This is a genomic window from Pseudomonas sp. NFACC41-3 (assembly GCF_900109505.1).
Classification (GTDB): domain Bacteria; phylum Pseudomonadota; class Gammaproteobacteria; order Pseudomonadales; family Pseudomonadaceae; genus Aquipseudomonas; species Aquipseudomonas chlororaphis.
In genome coordinates this window covers 64,997-84,115 of record NZ_FOAE01000005.1, presented here as the reverse complement: position 1 = coordinate 84,115, position 19,119 = coordinate 64,997, and the positions used below count along the sequence as shown (strand labels likewise).

Here is a 19,119-nt window from a genome sequence, read left to right as displayed (position 1 = left end):
GCGGGCGGGCAGGCGACAGGTGCCGTTCGCAGTGGGCGCTGCGGCAGTTTTTGAATTGTCCCTGTTTTGGAATCAATTATTCTCTGTTTTGCTGGATTGTCCCTTTTTGTTTTGACCCCTAAATTAGCCACCAAGCCGGCAGCAAAGCCTCCCCAGCGGAACCCGCGCCGAGCTCCCTAATTGTGCAACTCAACGTTTGAACCTACTCGACAGCAAAAGGAACGCGCCATGTCTATCCGTGAACTGCTCAACCCAAACAACTCCGCCCTGATCCTGATCGACCACCAGCCGCAGATGTCCTTCGGCGTGCAGTCGATCGACCGCCAGACCCTGAAGAACAACACCGTGGGCCTGGCCAAGGCGGCGAAGATCTTCAACGTGCCGACCCTCTTTACTTCGGTGGAAACCGAGAGCTTCAGCGGCTACATCTGGCCGGAACTGCTCAGCGTGTTCCCGGATCATCAGCCGATCGAGCGCACCTCGATGAACTCCTGGGAAGACAAGAAACTGGTGGAAGCAGTCAAGGCCACCGGGCGCAAGAAACTGATCATGGCCGCGCTGTGGACCGAGGTCTGCCTGAACTTCCCGGCCCTGGAAGCCCTGGCCGAAGGTTATGAGGTGTACATCGTCACCGACGCTTCCGGCGGCACCAGCCAGGAAGCCCACGACATGTCGGTGCAGCGCATGATCCAGGCCGGCGCGGTGCCGGTGACCTGGCAGCAAGTGTTGCTCGAATTCCAGCGCGACTGGGCGCACAAGGACACCTACGACGCGGTGATGGACCTGGTGCGCGAGCACAGCGGCGCCTACGGCATGGGCGTGGACTATGCCTACACCATGGTGCACAAGGCGCCGCAACGGCAGGTCAAGTAAGCCTGTCGCCAACGACCACCGGCCGACGCAACCTGCTTGCGTCGGCCAGTGGTCGTTAGCGGTAAAAAACATCCGGACTGCACAGCGTTCCCACGACTCAAGGATCGTCATGAAACAGACCCTCGATTCCCCCCGTAGCGCGGCCTCCCTTTCGCCCTGGAGCCCGCTCAAGCATGGCCTGTTTCGCGGGCTGTGGCTGGCCAGCATCGCCTCGAACATCGGCACCTGGATGCACGAGGTGGGCGCCGGCTGGCTGATGACCTCGCTGTCGGCCAGCCCGATGACGGTGGCGCTGGTGCAGGTGGCCGCCGCGGCGCCGATGTTTTTCCTCGCGCTGCCGGCGGGGGCGCTGGCCGATATCGTCGACAAGCGCCGCTACCTGTTGCTGGTGCAGGGCTGGATGGCCAGCGTCGCCATGCTCCTGGCGTTCCTGACCCTCAGCGGCCTGATGACGGTGCCCTTGTTGCTGCTGTTGACCCTGGCCATGGGCATCGGCACGGCCCTGATGATGCCGGCCTGGTCGGCCCTGACCCCGGAACTGGTGCCCGCCGGCGAGTTGCCCGCGGCCATCGCCTTGAGCAGCGTCGGGACCAACGTGGCGCGCGCCGTCGGCCCGGCCATCGCCGGGGTCCTGGTGAGCCTGGCCGGGCCCTGGGCGACCTTCGCGGTGAATGCGCTGTCGTTCTTTGCGGTGATCGCCGTGCTCGCCTGCTGGCGGCGCGAGCCGAAGGTCGCGGTGTTGCCGGCGGAGCGGCTGTTCGGTGCGATCCGCGTGGGCTGGCGCTACGCCCGCAGTTCCCACCCTCTGCAACGGGTGCTGATTCGTACCCTGGGGTTTTTCTTCGGCGCCAGCGCCGGCATGTCCTTGCTGCCGTTGATCGTGCGCGGCGAGTTGCAGGGCAGCGCGACCCAGTTCGGCGTGTTGCTCGGCAGCGTCGGCCTCGGCGCCGTGCTGGGGGCGATGCTGTTGCCAAAGCTGCGCCAGCGCCTGGCGGTGGATCGCCTGGTGGCGCTGGCCAGCGTGATCTACGCCCTGGTGCTGTTCGCCCTGGCCTGGCTGCGCGACTTCTATCTGTTGATCCCGGTGATGCTGATCAGCGGCGGCGCCTGGATCGCCGTGCTCTCGAGTTTCCAGGTGGCGGCCCAGACCTCGGTGCCGGCCTGGGTGCGGGCACGAGCGCTGGCGGTGTATATCCTGATGTTCTTCGGCAGCATGGCCCTGGGCGGGTTGCTCTGGGGCTGGGTGGCCAGCCTGTTGTCCATGAGCGTTGCCCTGAGCCTGGCGGCAGCGGTGCTGCTGGCCGGGGTCGGGCTGACCTGGCGGGTCGGCTTGCCCCAGCGCAGCGCCGAAGACTTGGCGCCGTCGCTGCACTGGCCGCAACCGCTGCTCAGTGACGACCAGGACCTGGAACGCGGGCCGGTGATGATCAGCCTGGAATACGACATCGCCCCCGAACACGCCCAGGCCTTCCAGCAGGCGATGAGCCCGGTGCGGCGCATGCGCCAGCGCAACGGTTCGTTTTCCTGGTGCCTGCTGCAGGACAGCGAAAACCCGCGCCTGTGGTGCGAGATGTTCTTCGACGAATCCTGGGTCGGCCACCTGCGTCACCATGAGCGGGTGACCCGCGCCGAGCTGAAGATCGAGGCCGCCGCCCGCCGCTTCCAGAGCGACGGGGTGAAGATCCGGATCCGTCATTTGCTCAAGGGGCAGGGCTGAAGGGGCGCCTGGTGGTCGGATGCGGGCTTTCACGTACCCTGTAGCCGCTGCCGCAGGCTGCGATAGGACCGAAGGTCCTCCAGCGGTCTCAAGACCCAGCGCCCGCTATGCGGTCGATCGCAGCCTGCGGCAGCGGCTACAGGGATTGGGGCGTTCTCCGGTTGTGCATTTGGCCTTTGTAGGAGCAGCCGGTCGACGCTCGATTGCTCGCGAAAAAAGCTCACGGTTTGAGCGGTTTTTCTCTTTGATTTGTAGGGTATTTCCGAGAGAATCGCCGGGTTACATTTCTGTGGTTTTGGCGTCTTGTGTCTGCTGAATGTTCGGGGCTAGGCTGCCCCGGTCGCTGCAAAATCAGCGGCCGGGACTGCAAGCCCGAACAAGCAAGAAGCGCTGGACGCACACCCAGGATCGTTGAGATGTCATCGCGATTTATGGTGGCTGCGTGCGGGAGACTTTCGGGTCTGCCGGGTTTGCTTCTTCTTCCCGGTCTTGCAGACCTGCACGTAGCCGCCACCCATCATCTGCAAGTGATGCTGGCGGTCTTCATCAAAGAAGGAGCCGCGTCATGAAAAAGATCGTCCCCGATCCGCCCATTCTTTCGCCCAGCCGCGAGCGGATCGTCCAACTGGAAATCCCCAATCAAACCCTCCGTCAGGCGCTGGAACGCAGCGATGGCGGCGAGCCTTTGCACCGTAGCTTGCAGGAAACCGGCAGCAGCTCTTTCGGCTGTCGCGACGGCAACGGCCGTCCGCTATTCGCCGTTCGCCCTGGCGTCAGCGCCGAGGAGGCGTTGTTGCATGTGTCGTTGTTGCTCAAGTGCGCCGAGGAGACGGCGGATGAGATCACCAGTGCCAGCGGGATCGAGCGCGGCTTGATCTGGTCGATGATCCACTCAGTGGAGATGGCGCGGGCGGTGGTGGATGCGTTGCTGGATGGGGCGCGAGGCCAGGGAGCAGCGCAGACGTTTTGAGGCGGGAGCGCATCGCATGCCGGCCGAACGGCCGCAGAGGGGCAGGGGAAAAAGGCGAACGCCCCTTGGGCAATTCGGTCAGGCTGGTTGAAGCGAACGAATAGGCGCTAGCGGCTGTCAGCCGCTGCGGTCGAGGGCTTCCACTGGCCCTTGGCCGCCTGTCAACGTCGAAAAAAGGCCCGGGGACGCAAGCCCCCGGGCCGGTGCCGGTCAAGGCATTTCCGGCAGTTCCTGCGCCCGCAGATCGAACACCAGCACTTCGGCATTCGCGCCGTTGCTCAAGGTCAGCGCCTGTTCCTCGCGTACCCGCACGCCATCGCCTTCCTGCAAGAGCAGGCCGTTGAGGTCGACCGAGCCGCGGGCCACATGCACATAGGCGTAGCGGTTGGCGTCAAGCTTGAGGGTGGCGCTTTCCTGGCCGTCGATCAGCCCGGCATACACCCGCGCATCCTGGCGCACCTGCAGCGAGCCGTCGGCCCCCTCGGGGGAGATGATCAGTTGCAGGCGACCGCGTTTTTGCTGCGGGCTGAAATGCTCTTGCTGGTAACGCGGCTTGGCGCCGCTGACGTTCGGCACTATCCAGATCTGCAGGAAGTGCACCGGCTGGGTGGCCGAGTGGTTGTACTCGCTGTGCGCCACGCCGCTGCCGGCGCTCATCAGTTGCACGTCGCCAGGGCGGATCACCGAACCGGTGCCCAGGGTGTCCTTGTGTTCCAGGGCGCCTTCGAGCACATAGGAGAAAATCTCCATGTCCCGGTGCGGGTGTTGGCCGAAGCCTTTGCCGGCGGCGACCCTGTCGTCGTTGATCACCAGCAGGTCGGAAAAACCCTGTTCCCGCGGGTTGCGATAGTTGGCGAAGGAAAAGGTGTGGAACGACTTCAACCAACCGTGGTTGGCGGCGCCGCGATCAGAGGCTTTGCGAAGGGTCAGCATGAGGGAATCTCCTGTCGGAACGGGAATTCGTCCGGTTGAGGAGAAGGCTAATGTTTACCCTGCGGCGCAATAAGTAGATGGAAGCTGAAATACTGTCCCGTTCAGGTTGACAATTTTGTGCGATGAATCACGTATTCTTGTCCGATGAGCGCGCGCCGTCCGGGCATAATGTCCAAGGTCGGCGTTATGCTTCCAACCCTTTGATATCAGTGATATTTACCCATGAAGACCGTGGCAATGGTGTTGTTTCCGGACTTTCTCCTGCTCGACATGGCCGGGCCCATGGAGGTGTTTTCCATCGCCAACCGTTATCTGGAGCCGAAGGACCATTACCAGCTCTCGACGATCGGCACCGAGCACGGTCCGTTGCGCGCCTCCAACGGCGTCAAGGTGCAGGCCGATCTGCATATCGACCAGGCGCGCGGCAGCTATGACCTGCTGCTGGTGCCCGGGGGGCCGGGGGCCTATAACGAAAAGCACCTCCCTTTGCTCGACTGGCTGGCGGCGGCCGTACGTCGTTCGGCGGTCTATGGCTCGATCTGCACCGGGGCCTTTATCCTCGGACACGCCGGTTTGCTCGACGGTTATCGGGTGACGACCCACTGGCACTACACGGAACGCCTGATCCGGGCCTTCCCCAAGGCGACGGTGGAGACCGACCAGATCTTTGTCGAGGATCGCAACCTGATCACCTCGGGCGGGGTCACCGCCGGCATCGATCTGGCGCTGGCGGTGGTCGCACGGGACCACGGCAAGAAAGTCGCCCAGGACGTGGCCAAGGTGTTGCTGGTGGTGATGAAGCGCCAGGGTGGGCAGGCGCAGTTCAGCCCGTTGATGGCCACGGTGGCGCCGCAGGAGACGCCGGTGACCCGGGTGCAGAACCATGTGCTCGAACACCTGGACGAAGCCTTCAGCATCGAGCGCATGGCCAGCCTGGCGAACATGAGTACGCGGCATTTCGCCCGGGTGTTTGCCCGGGAAGTGAACATGACGCCCATGGAGTTCCTGCAAAGCGCGCGCATCGACCGCGCCAGGAACCTGCTGGAGACCAGCGACCTGCCGCTCAAGACCGTGGCCTACAAAAGCGGCTTCGGCAGCGTGCGGCACATGCGCTTCCTGTTCGGCGAAAAGCTCGGCCTGACCCCCACCCAGTACCGCGAACAGTTCAGCTAGCGCCGGCTTGTCCGTCTGGCGCACCGCGATGGCCGTGACGCTCCCTCCAGGGCGGTTGTACCGTCATCGGTGCCTGCCAAGATACCGGGGAACTCTCGGAAATGGAGGTGCGGGAGCCTGGCGCCGGCCGGGTTTCCAGCACGTGGATGGGCATGAACAGCATCAGAGATTTGAACGGCGATGGGCTGCTGCGGTTCGGCCCCTACGCCTTCCACCTGCGGCAGCGGCTGGTCCTCGACGGCGACCGGCCGTTGCGCATGGGCGGGCGTGCCCTGGACATCCTGCGGGTGCTGGTCGAGCGCGCCGGCCAGGTGGTGGGCAAGGACGAATTGATCGCCAGCGTCTGGCCGGACTCGGTGGTCGAGGACATCAACCTGCGCGTGCACATCGCCGCCCTGCGGCGCGCCCTCGGCGACGGCCAGGACGGGCAGCGCTACATCGTCAACATTCCACAGCGCGGTTATTGCTTCAGCGCCCCGGTGCTGCGCGAGGCGCAAGCAGAGCCGCTCGCGCTCGCGAACCTGCAGAGGCCCCAGCACAACCTACCGGCACGGCTGACCCCGGTCATCGGTCGCGACCCGGTGGTCGGCAGCCTGGTCCGGCAACTGCCGGTGCGCCGGTTCATGACCCTGGTCGGTCCGGCGGGGATCGGCAAGACCACGGTCGCGCTGCAGGTCGCCGAGTTGCTGTTGCAGCACTACCGCGACGGCGTGTGGTTCGTCGATCTGGCGAGCATCGACGACCCGGCGCAACTGGTCGAGCACGTCAGGCACAGCCTCGAACTGGACGCCGGCCTGGAGGCGCTGGCAACCCGGCATGCCTTGCTGGTGCTGGACAATTGCGAGCACCTGCTCGAACGCTGCCAGACAGTGGTGGAGCAGTTACTGGCCTCGGCGCCACGGCTGTCGATCCTGGCCACCAGCCGCGAGCCGCTACAGGCTGCGGGGGAGACCGTGCATGGCCTGGGGGCCTTGTCGGTGCCGCCGGCCTCGTCGTTGCACAGCGTGACCGAGGTCATGAGCCATTCGGCGGTGCAGCTGTTTGTCAGCTGTGCCCGGGCGCGCCAGCAAGGCTTTGCCTTGCGGGAACAGGACCTGAGGGCGGTGCGCGAGATCTGCCGCCGGCTCGATGGCTTGCCATTGGCCATCGAACTGGCGGCGGCGCAGATCGATGCGCTGGCGCTGGTGGGGCTGCAAGCGCAGCTGGACAACTGCTTTCAACTGTTGACCCAGGGCCGGCGCACGGCCGTGGCGCGGCATCAGACGCTCAAGTCCGCCCTGGACTGGAGCTATCAACGGCTGAGCCCGCTGGAGCAGACCCTGTTGCAGCGCCTGGCGGTGTTCGACACGGCCTTCACCGTACGGGCCGCCACCGACGTCATCAGCTGTGCGGTGTTGCGGCCCGAGTGCGTGGCCGAGGTGATGGCGCAGCTGGCGCGCAAATCGCTGCTGGCGGTGGAGCAGGGCCAGGGCACGGCGCATTACCGCTTTCTCGACACCACCCGCGCCTACGCGCTGCAAAAGCTGGAACACAGCGGGCAGTTGCGGGTGTTCGAAAGGCGGCATGCCCACGCCATCGGCAAGGCTCGCTGGCTGTCAGTCCGGCACCTGTCGTTGCAGCTCATCGAGCAGTTCCCGGACGCGGGTTAGGTCCGGCGTGGCAAAACCTTCGGTGAAGCGGGCATAGAGCGGTTCGAGCAGCTCATGGGCGCGCCGGGCCTGGCCCTGGCGCTGCCAGAGCCGGGCCAGCGAGGTGGCGCTGCGCAACTCCCAGGTCAGCGCGCCCTGGGCCCTGGCCACTGCCAACGCCTGGTGCAGCACCGCCTCGGCGGCGTCAGGCGCATTGTCGGTCAGCAGCGCCTCGGCCCTGGCGCGCAGGATCTCCGCCGTGCTCCAGCCGGCCGTGCCGCTTTCGGCCCGTTGCAGCAAGGCGTTGTCGATGAAAGCGCCGTCCAGGGTCACCATGATTTCGCCGATCAGCCCGGTGCCGGATTGCGGCGGCGAGAACTCCGGGGCGCCTTCGATGACCTGCGCGTAGTGCCGGCCCCAGGTGTAGAACAGCAGCACCGAATGCTTCTGCGCCTGCTCCAGCAGCAGGCGCAGGAGTTCGCGGGCAGTCGCGGCGTCACCGTTGTAGTGGGCGATCAGGCAGCCGGCCAGGGCCAGGGTGTAGCAGATGGACGTGCCGTGGTTGATCTGCAGGGCGATGTCCAGGGCCTGGCGCGCGGTGCGCCAGGCTTTTTCCGGGTGGCCTTGCAGCCAGAGGATCCGCGCCAGGATCGTCAGGGCGGCGACGCTCTGGTCGTACTGCACGCCGAAGCCGCGGGTGAAGCGGTTCATATGCCCGCTCTGGGCCATCAGCTGGATGACTTGCTCGGCCTTGTCCCGGGCCTGCGGCTGATCGCCGGCAAAGTGCAGGGCCAGCACCTGTAGGCGCTGGGTGCTGAGGGACATCGCGGCAGGGCCGGCATCGCGCAGCGCCAGGTGGTCGAACTGCCGGCTTTGCTCCAGGGCCAGTTGGTAGTGACCGCAACTGAGGTTGACCGCCATGTGCCCGGACACCGCCTTGAGCTGGGCGGCCACGTCGTCGGTGCTTTCGGCCAGGGCCCTGGCCGCGACGAAGGCCTCGATGGCCTCGGTGCTGTTGCCCTGGGTGTGGTAGCAGGCGCTGCCGAGGGCCAGCTTGAGGGCCTGGGTCAGGCGCGGGCAGGCCTCGCCCGCCGCGTGCAGCAGGGCCAGGGCCTGGCGCACATAGCCGCCGTGTTCCTTGAGCAGCGACAGCTCCTGCCACAGCGGTGCGGAGGCCGCGGCCAGGTGGATCGCCAGCTGTTGCGGACCCTGGGCATTCAAGCCCCAGTCGAGCGCCACCCGGATGTCTTCCAGGCTGCGGGCGTGACGCTCGATCCAGAGCGTCGAGGGCGTCTGCTCCCAGTCGTCCCGGGCCTGATGCATCAAGGCCAGGCAACGTTCGGCGTGCCGCCTGCGGGTAGCCGGCAGTTCGGCGGCCTGCTCGAGTTTTTCCAGGGCATAGCTGCGGGTGGTGTCCAGCAGGCGATAGAACACTTCCTCGTCGCCGACCTCCACGTTCAGCAGGGACTTGGCCACCAACTGGGTGATCGCGGTAAAAACCACGCTGGCTTCGATGTGCGCGTCGACGATCACCGCCGCGGCCGATGGCAGGGTGAAGCCGCCCCTGAACACGCCCAGCCGGCGCAGGCAGGTCTGCTCGCAGGCGCTGAGCAGGTCGAAGCTCCAGTCCAGGGTGGCGCGCAGGGTCTGATGACGGCCCGGGGTGACCTGGCAGCCCTGGGTCAGCAGGCGGAAACTGCCGTGCAACTGGCTGAGCAGGCCCGCGAGCCCCAGGTTGCCGACCTGGGCGGCGGCCAGCTCGATGGCCAGGGGAATGCCGTCCAGGCGCCGGCAGATCTCGATCGCCAGGGGCAGTTCGTCCTGGCTCAGTTCGAAGCTGTCGTGGCTGGCCATCGCCCGCTCGACGAACAATTGCAGGGCCGAGAAGGTCAGGGCCTGGTCGCGGTCCAGCACCGCGATGGGCGGTGGGCAATCCAGGGATTCCAGGCGCTGCACGAATTCGCCCTCGGCGCGCAGGCTCTCGCGGCTGGTGGCCAGGACATGCACCTGTGGCGCCGCGCGCAGAATGCTTTCGCAGAGCGGTGCGATGGCATCGAGCAGGTGCTCGCAGTTGTCGATCACCAGCAGCATCTGCCGCTCGCGCAGGAAGTTCGCCAGGCTGGCCAGCGGTTCGTCGTCGTGCAGCGCCAGGTCGAGCAGGGTCGCCAGGTGGCTGGTGATCATCCGCGGGTCGTTGAGCGGGGCCAGGTCCAGCAGGCGGATGCCGTCCCGGTACTGGCCGATCAGCTGTTCGGCGACCCGCAGGGCCACGGTGGTCTTGCCGATGCCGCCGGGGCCGACCAGGGTGATGAAGCGCTGGCGCGCCAGTTGCGTCATCACATTGTCCACCAGGGCCTGGCGCCCGATCAGGCGGGTGCGGCGCACCGGCAGGTTATGCCCGCCCGGCTCGGCCGAAGGGTCCTTGGGGCCTTGCTCGAAGCGCTCGGGGGCGAAGGGTTCCAGGGAGAAGGGCGCGACGAAGCTATAGCCGCGCTGGGCCACGGTGACGATGTAGCGCTGGCCGGCCTGGCCGTCGCCCAGGGCCTTGCGCAGCGCCGCCATGTGCACCCGCAGGTTGGTGTCTTCGACCACGCTCCTGGGCCAGACCCGGGCGATCAGTTGCTGCTTGCTGACCACCTCGCCGGCGTGCTCCAGCAGGATCAGCAGGATGTCCATGGAGCGGCGGCCCAGGCGCAAGGGCCGCTCGGCTTCCAGTATCAGGCGTTGCCCCGGGTAGATCCGGTAGGGGCCGAAATGCACAGCCTGTTCGGGGGGTAGGGTCAACGGCTCACTCCTGTTGCTGTTTTTTTATCCTCCCCGTGGCACCTGCGCGGGGCGGGCGGACGAAGGGCACGGCCTTCTATCCCGCGGTTTTCGAGCATGTTCCTCAGGTTTCCTGAACAACGCAACGCAACGCGGACGGGCGTGCCTCGAGTGCGCTAGCCGCAGCAATCTTCTTGCCAGTGATGGGCCCCGTATTTATTGGCCGCGGCCTTGGCGACGAGCGGGCAGGGGTGGTGCCTGGGCGCTTGAAAATTAACAACGTTTAACTCGCCCTGGGTCCGCCCTACGGCCAAAACTCCAGACCTTCACGGTCGCCAACCGCAGGGCCGGTCGGGTGTGCCGCGCGCAGGAAAAAGGGATGAACACCTCTGGAGGATGCCGGAATGAGCAAGGTGGTGGTGGTCTATCACAGTGGCTATGGCCATACCCGGGTCATGGCCGAAGCCGTGGCCCAGGGGGTGGAGAGTCACCTGGGCAGCGCCTGCCGGCTGATTCCGGTGGAGGAGGTGCACGACCAGTGGGAGTGCCTGCACCAGGCCGATGCCATCATCTTCGGCGCGCCGACCTACATGGGCAGCGCCTCGGCGCCCTTCAAGGGGTTCATGGAGGCCAGCGCGGCGTTCTACCTGGCCCAGCCCTGGCGCGACAAGCTCGCCGCCGGCTTCACCAATTCCGGTTGCCTGTGTGGCGACAAGCTCAACACCCTGGTGCAGATGGCGGTCTTCGCGGCCCAGCACTCGATGATCTGGGTCGGCCTCGACCTGCTGCCGGCGCGCTCCAGCCGCGGGGTGTTCGATGGCCAGTTGAATCGCCTCGGCAGTTCCCTGGGCGCCATGGCCCAGTCGAATGTCGAACAGTCCCCCGAGCACGCGCCGCCCCTGGAAGACCGCCGCACCGCCGCGCACCTGGGCGAGCGGGTGGCGCGCCTGGCCGAGCGTATGGCCCATCCATCGATTTGAGTCACCCCACCCCCTGAAGGAGCAAAAACGCCATGAGTACATTCACCACCCGCGACGGTACCGAGATCTATTACAAGGACTGGGGCAGCGGCCAACCCGTCATCTTCAGCCATGGCTGGCCGCTGAATGCCGACAGCTGGGAGTCGCAGATGATCTTCCTGGCATCCAGGGGCTACCGGGTCATCGCCCATGACCGCCGCGGGCATGGCCGTTCCAGCCAGCCCTGGTCGGGCAACGAGATGGACACCTACGCCGACGACCTGGCGCAGTTGATCGAACACCTGGACCTGCAAGACGCGGTGCTGTTCGGCTTCTCCACCGGCGGTGGCGAAGTGGCGCGCTACATCGGTCGCCACGGCACGGCGCGGGTCGCCAAGGCCGGGCTGATTTCCGCGGTGCCGCCGCTGATGCTCAGGACCGCGGCCAACCCCGGCGGCCTGCCGATCGAGGTCTTCGACGGCCTGCGCGAAGCGTCCCTGGCCGACCGTTCGCAGCTGTACAAGGACGTCGCCAGCGGGCCGTTCTTCGGCTTCAACCAGCCTGGCGCCAAGCCGTCCCAGGGCATGATCGACTGGTTCTGGATGCAGGGCATGACGGCGGGCCACAAGAACGCCTATGACTGCATCAAGGCCTTCTCCGAAACCGACTTCACCGAAGACCTGAAGAAGTTCGACGTGCCGACCCTGGTGGTGCACGGCGACGCCGACCAGATCGTGCCGATCGAAGCCGCCGGCATCGCCTCGGCCAAGCTGGTCAAGGACGCGAAGCTGCTGGTCTACCCAGGCGCGCCCCATGGCCTGACCGACACCCACAAGGATCAGCTCAACGCCGACCTGCTGGCGTTCATCGAGGCCTGAGTGGTTCGGCGACCTGCGCCTGATCCATAAAAAAACGCCGGGAGGTTTTGCCCCCCGGCGTTTTTTATTTTCACGATGATTCCAGTACCGAAGTTTGCTGGACTACGCCGCAGTCTGATACGGCAGATTTATCAATTGCTTGGGCGAGTTCAACCTATGCCGGTGCTTTGCGAAACCTGACCTGACTGCCGACCGCCTGACGCCTATTCGGCCCTTGGAATCCTCTCAAAATCCCCATCGACTTTAAGTAAAGTCCCGCAGACGTTGGGGGGCGACATTGCTAATGTCCTGCCAGCCATTTGCTCCGGGTCATTGAAAGGCCCGCTGTCTCGCTTAAGGAAAAGCTAAATGTTTGCGCCCGCCAACACCGCGCACTTCACGCTGTCGATCCCAGCCGTCCGCAATGACTTCAAGGTACTGGCTTTCGACGGCACCGAAGCCCTCAGCACCCTCTATGGGATCCGCGTCGAGCTGGTCAGCGAGAACCCTGACGTCGACCTGGAGAGCCTGCTCAATCAGCCGGCCTTCCTTCGGTTCGGGCTGAATGGCGAAGGCCTTCATGGGCATATCGAAGACCTGTACGTGGGCGAGGCAGGCAAGCGCCTGACGCGCTATCACCTGACCCTGGTGCCGGTGCTGCACTACCTGCAGTTCAGCTGCAACCAGCGGATCTTCCAGCACCTGACAGTGCCGCAAATCATCGCCCAGGTGCTGGGTGGCCACGGCATCCAGGCCGACGTCTACAGCTTCAATGTCAGCACCAGCCCGGAGCGTGAATACTGCACCCAGTACGGGGAAAGCGATTTCGATTTTCTCCAGAGGCTGTGCGCCGAGGACGGCATCGCCTGGCACCACCAGCACTCGGCCGAGGGCCATCGGCTGGTGTTCACTGATGACCAGACCTGTTTCCCCCTGTTGGGGGATACACCCTATCAGCAGGACACCGGCACGGTAGCGGACCATCCGGTGGTCAGCCGGTTCTCCCAGCGCTTCAGCACTCGTACCAGCACCGTGACGCGTCGCGATTACGATCTGAAACGTCCGAGTCTGCTGCTCGAAAGCCAGTTCACCGCGGACTTCCAGCCGGTGCTTGAGGACTACAGTTACCCTGTACCTATCACCACGCTGGAGCGCGGCAGAGTGTTGGCCAGGCAAGCCCTGGAGCGGCACCGTGTCGATTACCAGTTGGCCGAAGGCCAAAGCGATCAGCCGACGCTGCGCAGTGGGCACTTCTTCAACCTGACCGGACACCCGCGCAACAGTTGCAACGACTTGTGGTTGTTGCTGAGCGTCACGCATTGCGGCCGACAACCGCAGTCACTCGAAGAGTCCGTCACCAGCGACACCCAGCCCGAAGACGGCTTCACCCAGGGCTATCGCAACAGCTTCACTGCGATTCCGTGGGACGTATTTTTCCGTCCGCCGCTGCTGACGCGCCGACCCTTGCTGGGCTGTCAAACCGCCCGGGTCACCGGCCCGACCGGCGAGGAAATCTTCTGCGATGAGTTTGGCAGGGTGAAGGTCGAACTCCATTGGGACCGACGGGAGCTGGGCAGCGACAAAAGCAGCTGCTGGCTACGGGTTTCTTCAAGTTGGGCGGGGGAGAACTTTGGTGCAGTGACCATCCCGCGAATCGGCATGGAAGTGGTGGTGACTTTCCTCGAAGGCAACCCGGACAATCCTTTAATTACAGGCGTTGTGCCGAACAAGACCACACCCGTGCCTTACGCGTTACCGGCGAACAAAAGCAAGACCGTGTTACGCAGTCGCAGCACGCCGGACAGTGGCGGCTACAACGAACTGTCGATCGAGGACCGTGCCGGGCAGGAAAAAATCTACCTGCGCGCGCAACGTGATATCGAGCAGCTGATCCTCAACGACAGCGACACCCAAATCGGCAACGACCGGCGCGAACAGATCACCCGGGACAGCCATAGCCTGATCGGCAACGACCGCTTTGATCAGGTGGACAGCAACAGCTCCAGCCTGGTCAAGGGTGACGAACTGCACACTACCCAAGGCGTACGGAACACGCAGATCGGCGGCAATGAACTGCTTTCCATCTCGGGCAATGGCAGCATCACCATAGGCGGAACCTGGGTCGTGCAAGCGGGGCCCCAGGCCCGCGTCACCGCCACCCATGTGGTGGTTGATGCGAGTACAAGCCTGACGCTTAAAGCAGGCGGCCAGCACATCGTCATTACCCCTGGGGGGATCTTCAGCAGCGTGCCGATCGTTCAGGGCGGAGCCCCGGTGGCAGGGATTGCGCCGCAACAGACCCTACAGGCACTGGCCGAGGAGCCGCAGACCCGCGTTGCCAATTCGTTGGCGCTCGTTGCCGCCGCCAGGCAACGCGCTGCGGACTTCTGCCCACTCTGCGAAGCCTGCCGCGACGGACAGTGCGCTATTGGAGAGGTTGCATGAGTACGCCCGAACAATGGATGCGCGTCCAGGGTGAGCTCGGCCAGCGCCTCTACCTGATACTGGATTCCGTTGGTCAGCTGGATGAGCGCAATGCGCTGCTCAACGAGAGGGATGACGACCAGTACAGCAATCTGTATAGCGGTACGCCCGCCAGCGCGTTGGCAGCAATAGGCCCATACCTTTTTCAGCTCGATACGCTGGATCATCCAGCGATCCAGGTCTTGCTCAAAACGCCGGAGCGTCATTGGGGCTGGCTGGCCAGCAGCGCAAGCGGCGATCTGGGTCAACTGGCCCGCCATTGGCGCGCCCGCCTGGTAACGGGGGAGCGGGCGAACCAGGCCCTCTATCGTTTTCATGACAATCGTGTCCTGGGGCGAGCCTTGGCACACCTGCGCCCCGAACAACGCAGCGAATTCCTCGGGCCGATAGCCAGCGTGTGTTACTGGCAGGATGGGCAATGGGCGGCCGCCTACAATCCCGCCCCGGGCGAATACCCGGTACCACCCGCCCCGGCGTGGCTCGCTGTTCCGCCGACCGCGGACACGACGGCAGGCATACAAATCGATAACGCCCGGCGCTACCTGATGGTTGAGCAGATGGAGCGGCTGGCCGAACTTGCCAGGCAACAGGATGCGGACACCTGGCTACAGGCTCAGTTAGAGTTGGCCCGCGCGTGGGGCTGGCAGGCGCCTGAGCAAGTCCGGTTCCTGCTCGTTCAACGTTTGCAAGCACCGCGGGAAGCACTGCCCAGGTCCTGGTTACCTCAACTCGACGAAACACCCCTGACGCATTTTCAGCGTGTGTATCAGCAAGTGCAGTTTTGGCAAGGAGATGCCGCCGTATGAACCGAACCCTTCAACGCCTGATTCTTGTCAGCAGCCTGGCGCTGGTACAAGGCTGCGCCGCCCTGGGCAAGTCCAACAGCTTCACCCTCACGGCTGACTTGCCACCGGACTTCGCCTATGTCGCGTCGGTGTATTACGTGCCCGCCAAAGGGCAAACCTGCACCGTGCCGAGGGCAGATAATCGGGTGCCGCAGTTCAACCGTGAGTGGCGCACCGAATACAAACCCGACGCGCAAATCGAGATACGTCGGACTCGCAAGGGGTGCGAGCTGGTGATCGATCACGTCGAGCTGGAAATCAACGCGACCTATGGTAAGGACTGGAGTGATTTAGGGCGCGAATATGCCCGGGTTTCGGTACGCGAAGAATTGCCGGAAGCGTTTAAAGGTACGTTCGACGCCGCCGGGAAAAGTGAGTTTTCCGGTCAGTGTCAGTGGCTGTTTCGTACGTTTGGCGGCCTGCGCTGTATCGTGAAGATTCTCGACTGCAAAAAGACCGATGCATCCGGCGAGCTGTTGAAGAGCCGTCCTTTTGCGGCTTATACCCTCGACGAGTTGCCGGGTAAAACCGTGAAGATGAAGATCAAGCTGGCCGATGAAGAGAGGCCGGGGTGGGGCGACACCTGGGTCAAGGTACCTGGTGGGTGGAAGCGCTGCATGGGCAAGGGCTTTGATGATCAACGAGCCTATTGCAACGGGAACTACAAGGATTTCAGCACCTTCAGAATGCCAGATGGGCGCAACTGCTCCATCTACCCTGGCTGCACTGAAGAGAAGGAGGTGACGCGAGCTCTTTGGACCGATGGAAGAATGGGAGCGGCCTTTCTTCGAGACGCGCATGCATGCTTGTCCGATGCAGACACATTCGAGCAGTTTTCAGGAGGCTGTGAAACGAACCCTGCAAAGTCTGATGCTTGGCAGTTGTCTGGCACTGACGCAGGGCTGCGTCGCCACGTCCAACAGCTTCACCTTTACGGCCGACCTGCCTCCAGACTTCGCCTATGTCGCGTCGGTGTATTACGTGCCCGCCAAAGGGCAAACCTGCACCGTGCCGAGGGCAGACAATCGGGTGCCGCAGTTCAACCGTGAGTGGCGCACCGAATACAAACCCGACGCGCAAATCGAGATACGTCGGACTCGCAAGGGGTGCGAGCTGGTGATCGATTACGTCGAGCTGGAAATCAACGCGACCTATGGTAAGGACTGGGGCGACTTGGGGCGCGAGTATGCCCGGGTTTCGGTGCGCGAAGAATTGCCGGAAGCGTTTAAAGGTACGTTCGACGCCGCCGGGAAAAGTGAGTTTTCCGGTCAGTGTCAATGGCTGTTTCGTACGTCTGGAGGACTGCGCCGTATCGTGAAAATCCTCGACTGCAAAAAGACCGATGCATCCGGCGAACTGCTGAAAACCCGACCTTTCGCGGCCTATACCCTCGACGAGCTGCCGGGTAAAACCGTGAAGATGAAAATCAAGCTGGCCGACGAGGAGAGGCCGTACATGAAGGACACCTGGGTCAAGGTGTCCGGTGGCTGGAAACGCTGCATGGGCGAAAGTTTCGAAGATCAAGATGCGTTTTGCTTTGGCAACTACAAGGATTTCAGTACCTTCAGAATGCCCGGCGGCCGCATCTGCACCATCTATCCAGGCTGCACCGAAGACAAGGAGGTGACCCCATGAGCCTTGAGCCGATGGAAGAATGGGAGCGGCCTTTCTTCGAGACGCGCATGCATGCTTGTCCGATGCAGACACATTCGACCAGCTTTCAACTGGTGGACGAAAGGGGTGACGGCACGCCCTATGCCGGTTTGGCCTATGAGGCCACCGATTACGAAGGCGCCATTTACCTGGGTGTCCTGGACGAAACAGGCACAGGCAAGGTCACTCGACACTATTGCGGGCCGGTAGTGCTCAAGGTTGATCAAGCCTATCAAGGAAGTGATAAGACATATGTACGTAAAGTCGGAAGAGAACACTACCCGCTACCTATCACTGAGTTGCAAGTGCGCGCCGAAAAGACCCGCTTTCTGAACCCAAGCGGCGCCCGTACTCAGTCCAACCCCGCGCAAGCCCAAGCCGGTTTCTTCTGCCAGGTCGAGGTGAGCGAATTGGTGGCGCATCGTGCCCACCTACCGCCGCTGGCACTCCGCAACTTTCCGCCCCAGCACCATGTGCACTCGCTGATGCGCCGGCCCTCAGAAGCGGCCGCCATGGCGGAATTGGGATTTGGCCCCACGCCTCCTAAGGTGCAGGGCATTGCGCTATTACCGAACAAACACCATGTGCTGGAGGTGCGCCCGCTGCGGTCCCTGAGTCCAGTCCTGTCTACGGGCGAAAAATTCTGCTCACTCAATCTGTACCAGTTGGCCCTGATGGCAACCCTGAGCTATAGCCCGTTTGGCCAGGACCCCAATTCGCAACCCGTGGAAAGCAGCCGTGTGAGCTTCCCGGCGCAACCCAGCGTCGGCAACTGGTTTGGCGATGCCCTGGCCAAGTCTGATGAGCTCTGGCAAGTGGATGCCAGTCAGACAGCCGGGAAAACTTACTACCCGCTGTATGCCGACGTAGCGTATTCCAAACGTCTGGAGATCGTACCGTTCGACCCAGAGCTGTACCCCGAAGTAAACAGCCCAGAGTTGGGGGCCGGACAGGAGCATCCTGCCAAGCTTCACTACTTGGACGATGCGGAGAATGACGATGGCACCGACTCTCAGGCGTTCATCACTCATAACGATGAACTGGTTTTGCTGGCGGTACGGGGGACAGCCGGTGGCGCTGATGTGCTGCGTGATTTGGATGCCGCACAAGTGCCTTTCGAGGAAGGGCTGGGTAAGGTGCATAGCGGCTTCTATGATTCCGCAAAGGCCGTTCGGACCTTCGTCGCAACTTATCTGGACAAATTCTACAGCGGGCAAAAACTGGTGATCACCGGCCACAGCCTGGGTGGTGCGGTGGCCCTCCTGGTCGCAGAGATGCTGCGCCTCAGAGAGGGTTTCACCTACGACATCCTGCTCTATACCTACGGCAGCCCACGCGTAGGCGACAAGACCTTCGTGGAAAACGCCAAGGCTTTGGTGCACCACCGCATAGTCAACCAGAACGACCCGGTGCCCAGTGTCCCGGCGACCTGGATGAACACCTCCTGGCGTATGTCGGGGATGGGCGCTGTGCTTACGTTCTTCAATCCTGCCCTCGGGGGGGTGGTCTTGTTCCTCAGTCCCGTCAACATCACCGGTGAACCCTACACACACCACGGCACTCTGCGCCATTTCATGCCAGTGTCGTTTGCCGATGGCCACAAGTCCGCAATCCTTTGGACGCCCGGGTGTAAAACGATTACCGAGCGGGGTGGTGCGGCGGTCTGCGCCAAGGCGCTGGATGCCAAGAATGGTTTGCCAAAGCGAGGGGGGCTGCTGCAACAAATGGTGGATAACGCCCACCACAAGATGGTCGTCAGCTACATCCCGCATTGCTGGGCCTCCTTGCGCCGTGCGCAAGAGGCTCTGCAGGAGGGGCGCACCCTGGTGACTTCGACTGAGTATGATCGGGTCCATGAAGCGCTACAGGACTTCGAGACACAGTTGAGAGAAAAGGAGGTGGCGGCACGCGGTTCTGTCAGGGAACACCAGATCGTAGGTCCGCTGCGCGCTGAAATCGGCAGGTTGCAAGAGACCGCCGCGCGCCTGAAAGACCTGAGCGAAGAACGTGTCACCAAGGCGAAGGTATACGGACGGGTTGCAGATCAGCCCGAGGTATTGGCGATGAGTCTGGACCGCTGGCTAGCGCACTCCTTCAATCGCACGCAGGAACAACTCGCGATGGCGCCGCCAGATGCCGACAGCAACGATCGTGCGATTGCTGCTTTGGTCGGCGGCCACGTCCCGGGCACCACCTTCAATCTGGACATCGATGCAATAGGGTAGAACGGAGCAACAAGGGGGGCTTCCCAATTGCCCCCCTGC

Annotated in this window: 13 protein-coding genes and 1 pseudogene; 12 read left to right on the top strand and 2 right to left on the bottom strand. The window is 63.6% G+C overall.

Translation table 11 applies throughout. The annotated features are described in order from the left end of the window. Positions 1 to 228 precede the first annotated feature (228 nt). The 3 genes from BMY68_RS22035 to BMY68_RS22025 all read left to right on the top strand — a co-directional run bounded on the left by BMY68_RS22035 (position 229) and on the right by BMY68_RS22025 (position 3,560). A complete protein-coding gene (locus tag BMY68_RS22035) occupies positions 229 to 873 on the top strand; it encodes a hydrolase (protein WP_092160535.1) in 645 nt (214 codons plus the stop codon). Between the two features lie 109 nt (positions 874 to 982). Further along, positions 983 to 2,590: an MFS transporter gene (locus tag BMY68_RS22030; RefSeq protein WP_085530516.1), complete on the top strand. Its 1,608-nt coding sequence runs from the start codon at positions 983 to 985 to the stop codon at positions 2,588 to 2,590. A gap of 565 nt (positions 2,591 to 3,155) precedes the next feature. Beyond that, on the top strand, positions 3,156 to 3,560 hold the full coding sequence (locus BMY68_RS22025; protein WP_009044370.1) for a DUF3077 domain-containing protein: 405 nt from the start codon (positions 3,156 to 3,158) through the stop codon (positions 3,558 to 3,560). A 210-nt stretch (positions 3,561 to 3,770) separates the two neighbouring features. Here BMY68_RS22025 and BMY68_RS22020 read toward each other — a convergent pair whose 3' ends face one another. Next, positions 3,771 to 4,493 carry a pirin family protein gene (locus BMY68_RS22020; RefSeq protein ID WP_085530517.1) on the bottom strand — a complete coding sequence of 241 codons (723 nt, stop codon included), beginning with the start codon at positions 4,491 to 4,493 and terminating at the stop codon, positions 3,771 to 3,773. 222 nt (positions 4,494 to 4,715) lie between these two features. Here BMY68_RS22020 and BMY68_RS22015 point away from each other — a divergent pair, with 222 nt between their 5' ends. Then, a complete protein-coding gene (locus BMY68_RS22015; protein WP_085530518.1) occupies positions 4,716 to 5,666 on the top strand; it encodes a GlxA family transcriptional regulator in 951 nt (316 codons plus the stop codon). Positions 5,667 to 5,818: 152 nt separating this feature from the next. Further along, a complete protein-coding gene (locus tag BMY68_RS22010) occupies positions 5,819 to 7,315 on the top strand; it encodes an ATP-binding protein (protein WP_085531527.1) in 1,497 nt (498 codons plus the stop codon). On the opposite strand, the gene BMY68_RS22005 is transcribed toward BMY68_RS22010, so the two are convergent. Next, a complete protein-coding gene (locus BMY68_RS22005; protein ID WP_085530519.1) occupies positions 7,262 to 10,078 on the bottom strand; it encodes an ATP-binding protein in 2,817 nt (938 codons plus the stop codon). The genes BMY68_RS22010 and BMY68_RS22005 overlap by 54 nt on opposite strands. Positions 10,079 to 10,461: 383 nt before the next feature. On the opposite strand from BMY68_RS22005, the gene BMY68_RS22000 reads away from it, so the two are divergent. The 7 genes and pseudogenes from BMY68_RS22000 to BMY68_RS21970 all read left to right on the top strand — a co-directional run bounded on the left by BMY68_RS22000 (position 10,462) and on the right by BMY68_RS21970 (position 19,080). Further along, positions 10,462 to 11,037: a flavodoxin family protein gene (locus tag BMY68_RS22000; protein WP_085530520.1), complete on the top strand. Its 576-nt coding sequence runs from the start codon at positions 10,462 to 10,464 to the stop codon at positions 11,035 to 11,037. Positions 11,038 to 11,069: 32 nt separating this feature from the next. After that, positions 11,070 to 11,894, top strand: coding sequence for an alpha/beta fold hydrolase (locus BMY68_RS21995; protein WP_085530521.1), 825 nt, complete (start codon positions 11,070 to 11,072; stop codon positions 11,892 to 11,894). Between the two features lie 348 nt (positions 11,895 to 12,242). Beyond that, entirely contained in the window at positions 12,243 to 14,318 is a 2,076-nt protein-coding gene (locus BMY68_RS21990) for a type VI secretion system Vgr family protein (RefSeq protein ID WP_085530522.1), read from the top strand. Continuing rightward, positions 14,315 to 15,163 carry a DUF4123 domain-containing protein gene (locus BMY68_RS21985; RefSeq protein WP_085530523.1) on the top strand — a complete coding sequence of 283 codons (849 nt, stop codon included), beginning with the start codon at positions 14,315 to 14,317 and terminating at the stop codon, positions 15,161 to 15,163. The genes BMY68_RS21990 and BMY68_RS21985 overlap by 4 nt, the downstream gene beginning before the upstream one ends. Then, positions 15,160 to 15,948, top strand: a pseudogene (locus tag BMY68_RS21980) (hypothetical protein); the annotation flags it as partial. The gene BMY68_RS21985 and the pseudogene BMY68_RS21980, both read left to right, overlap by 4 nt. Before the next feature lie 100 nt (positions 15,949 to 16,048). Then, entirely contained in the window at positions 16,049 to 16,837 is a 789-nt protein-coding gene (locus BMY68_RS21975; RefSeq protein ID WP_085531529.1) for a hypothetical protein, read from the top strand. Further along, positions 16,834 to 19,080 carry a lipase family protein gene (locus tag BMY68_RS21970; protein ID WP_085530525.1) on the top strand — a complete coding sequence of 749 codons (2,247 nt, stop codon included), beginning with the start codon at positions 16,834 to 16,836 and terminating at the stop codon, positions 19,078 to 19,080. Before BMY68_RS21975 ends, BMY68_RS21970 begins: the two co-directional genes overlap by 4 nt. Positions 19,081 to 19,119 lie beyond the last annotated feature (39 nt).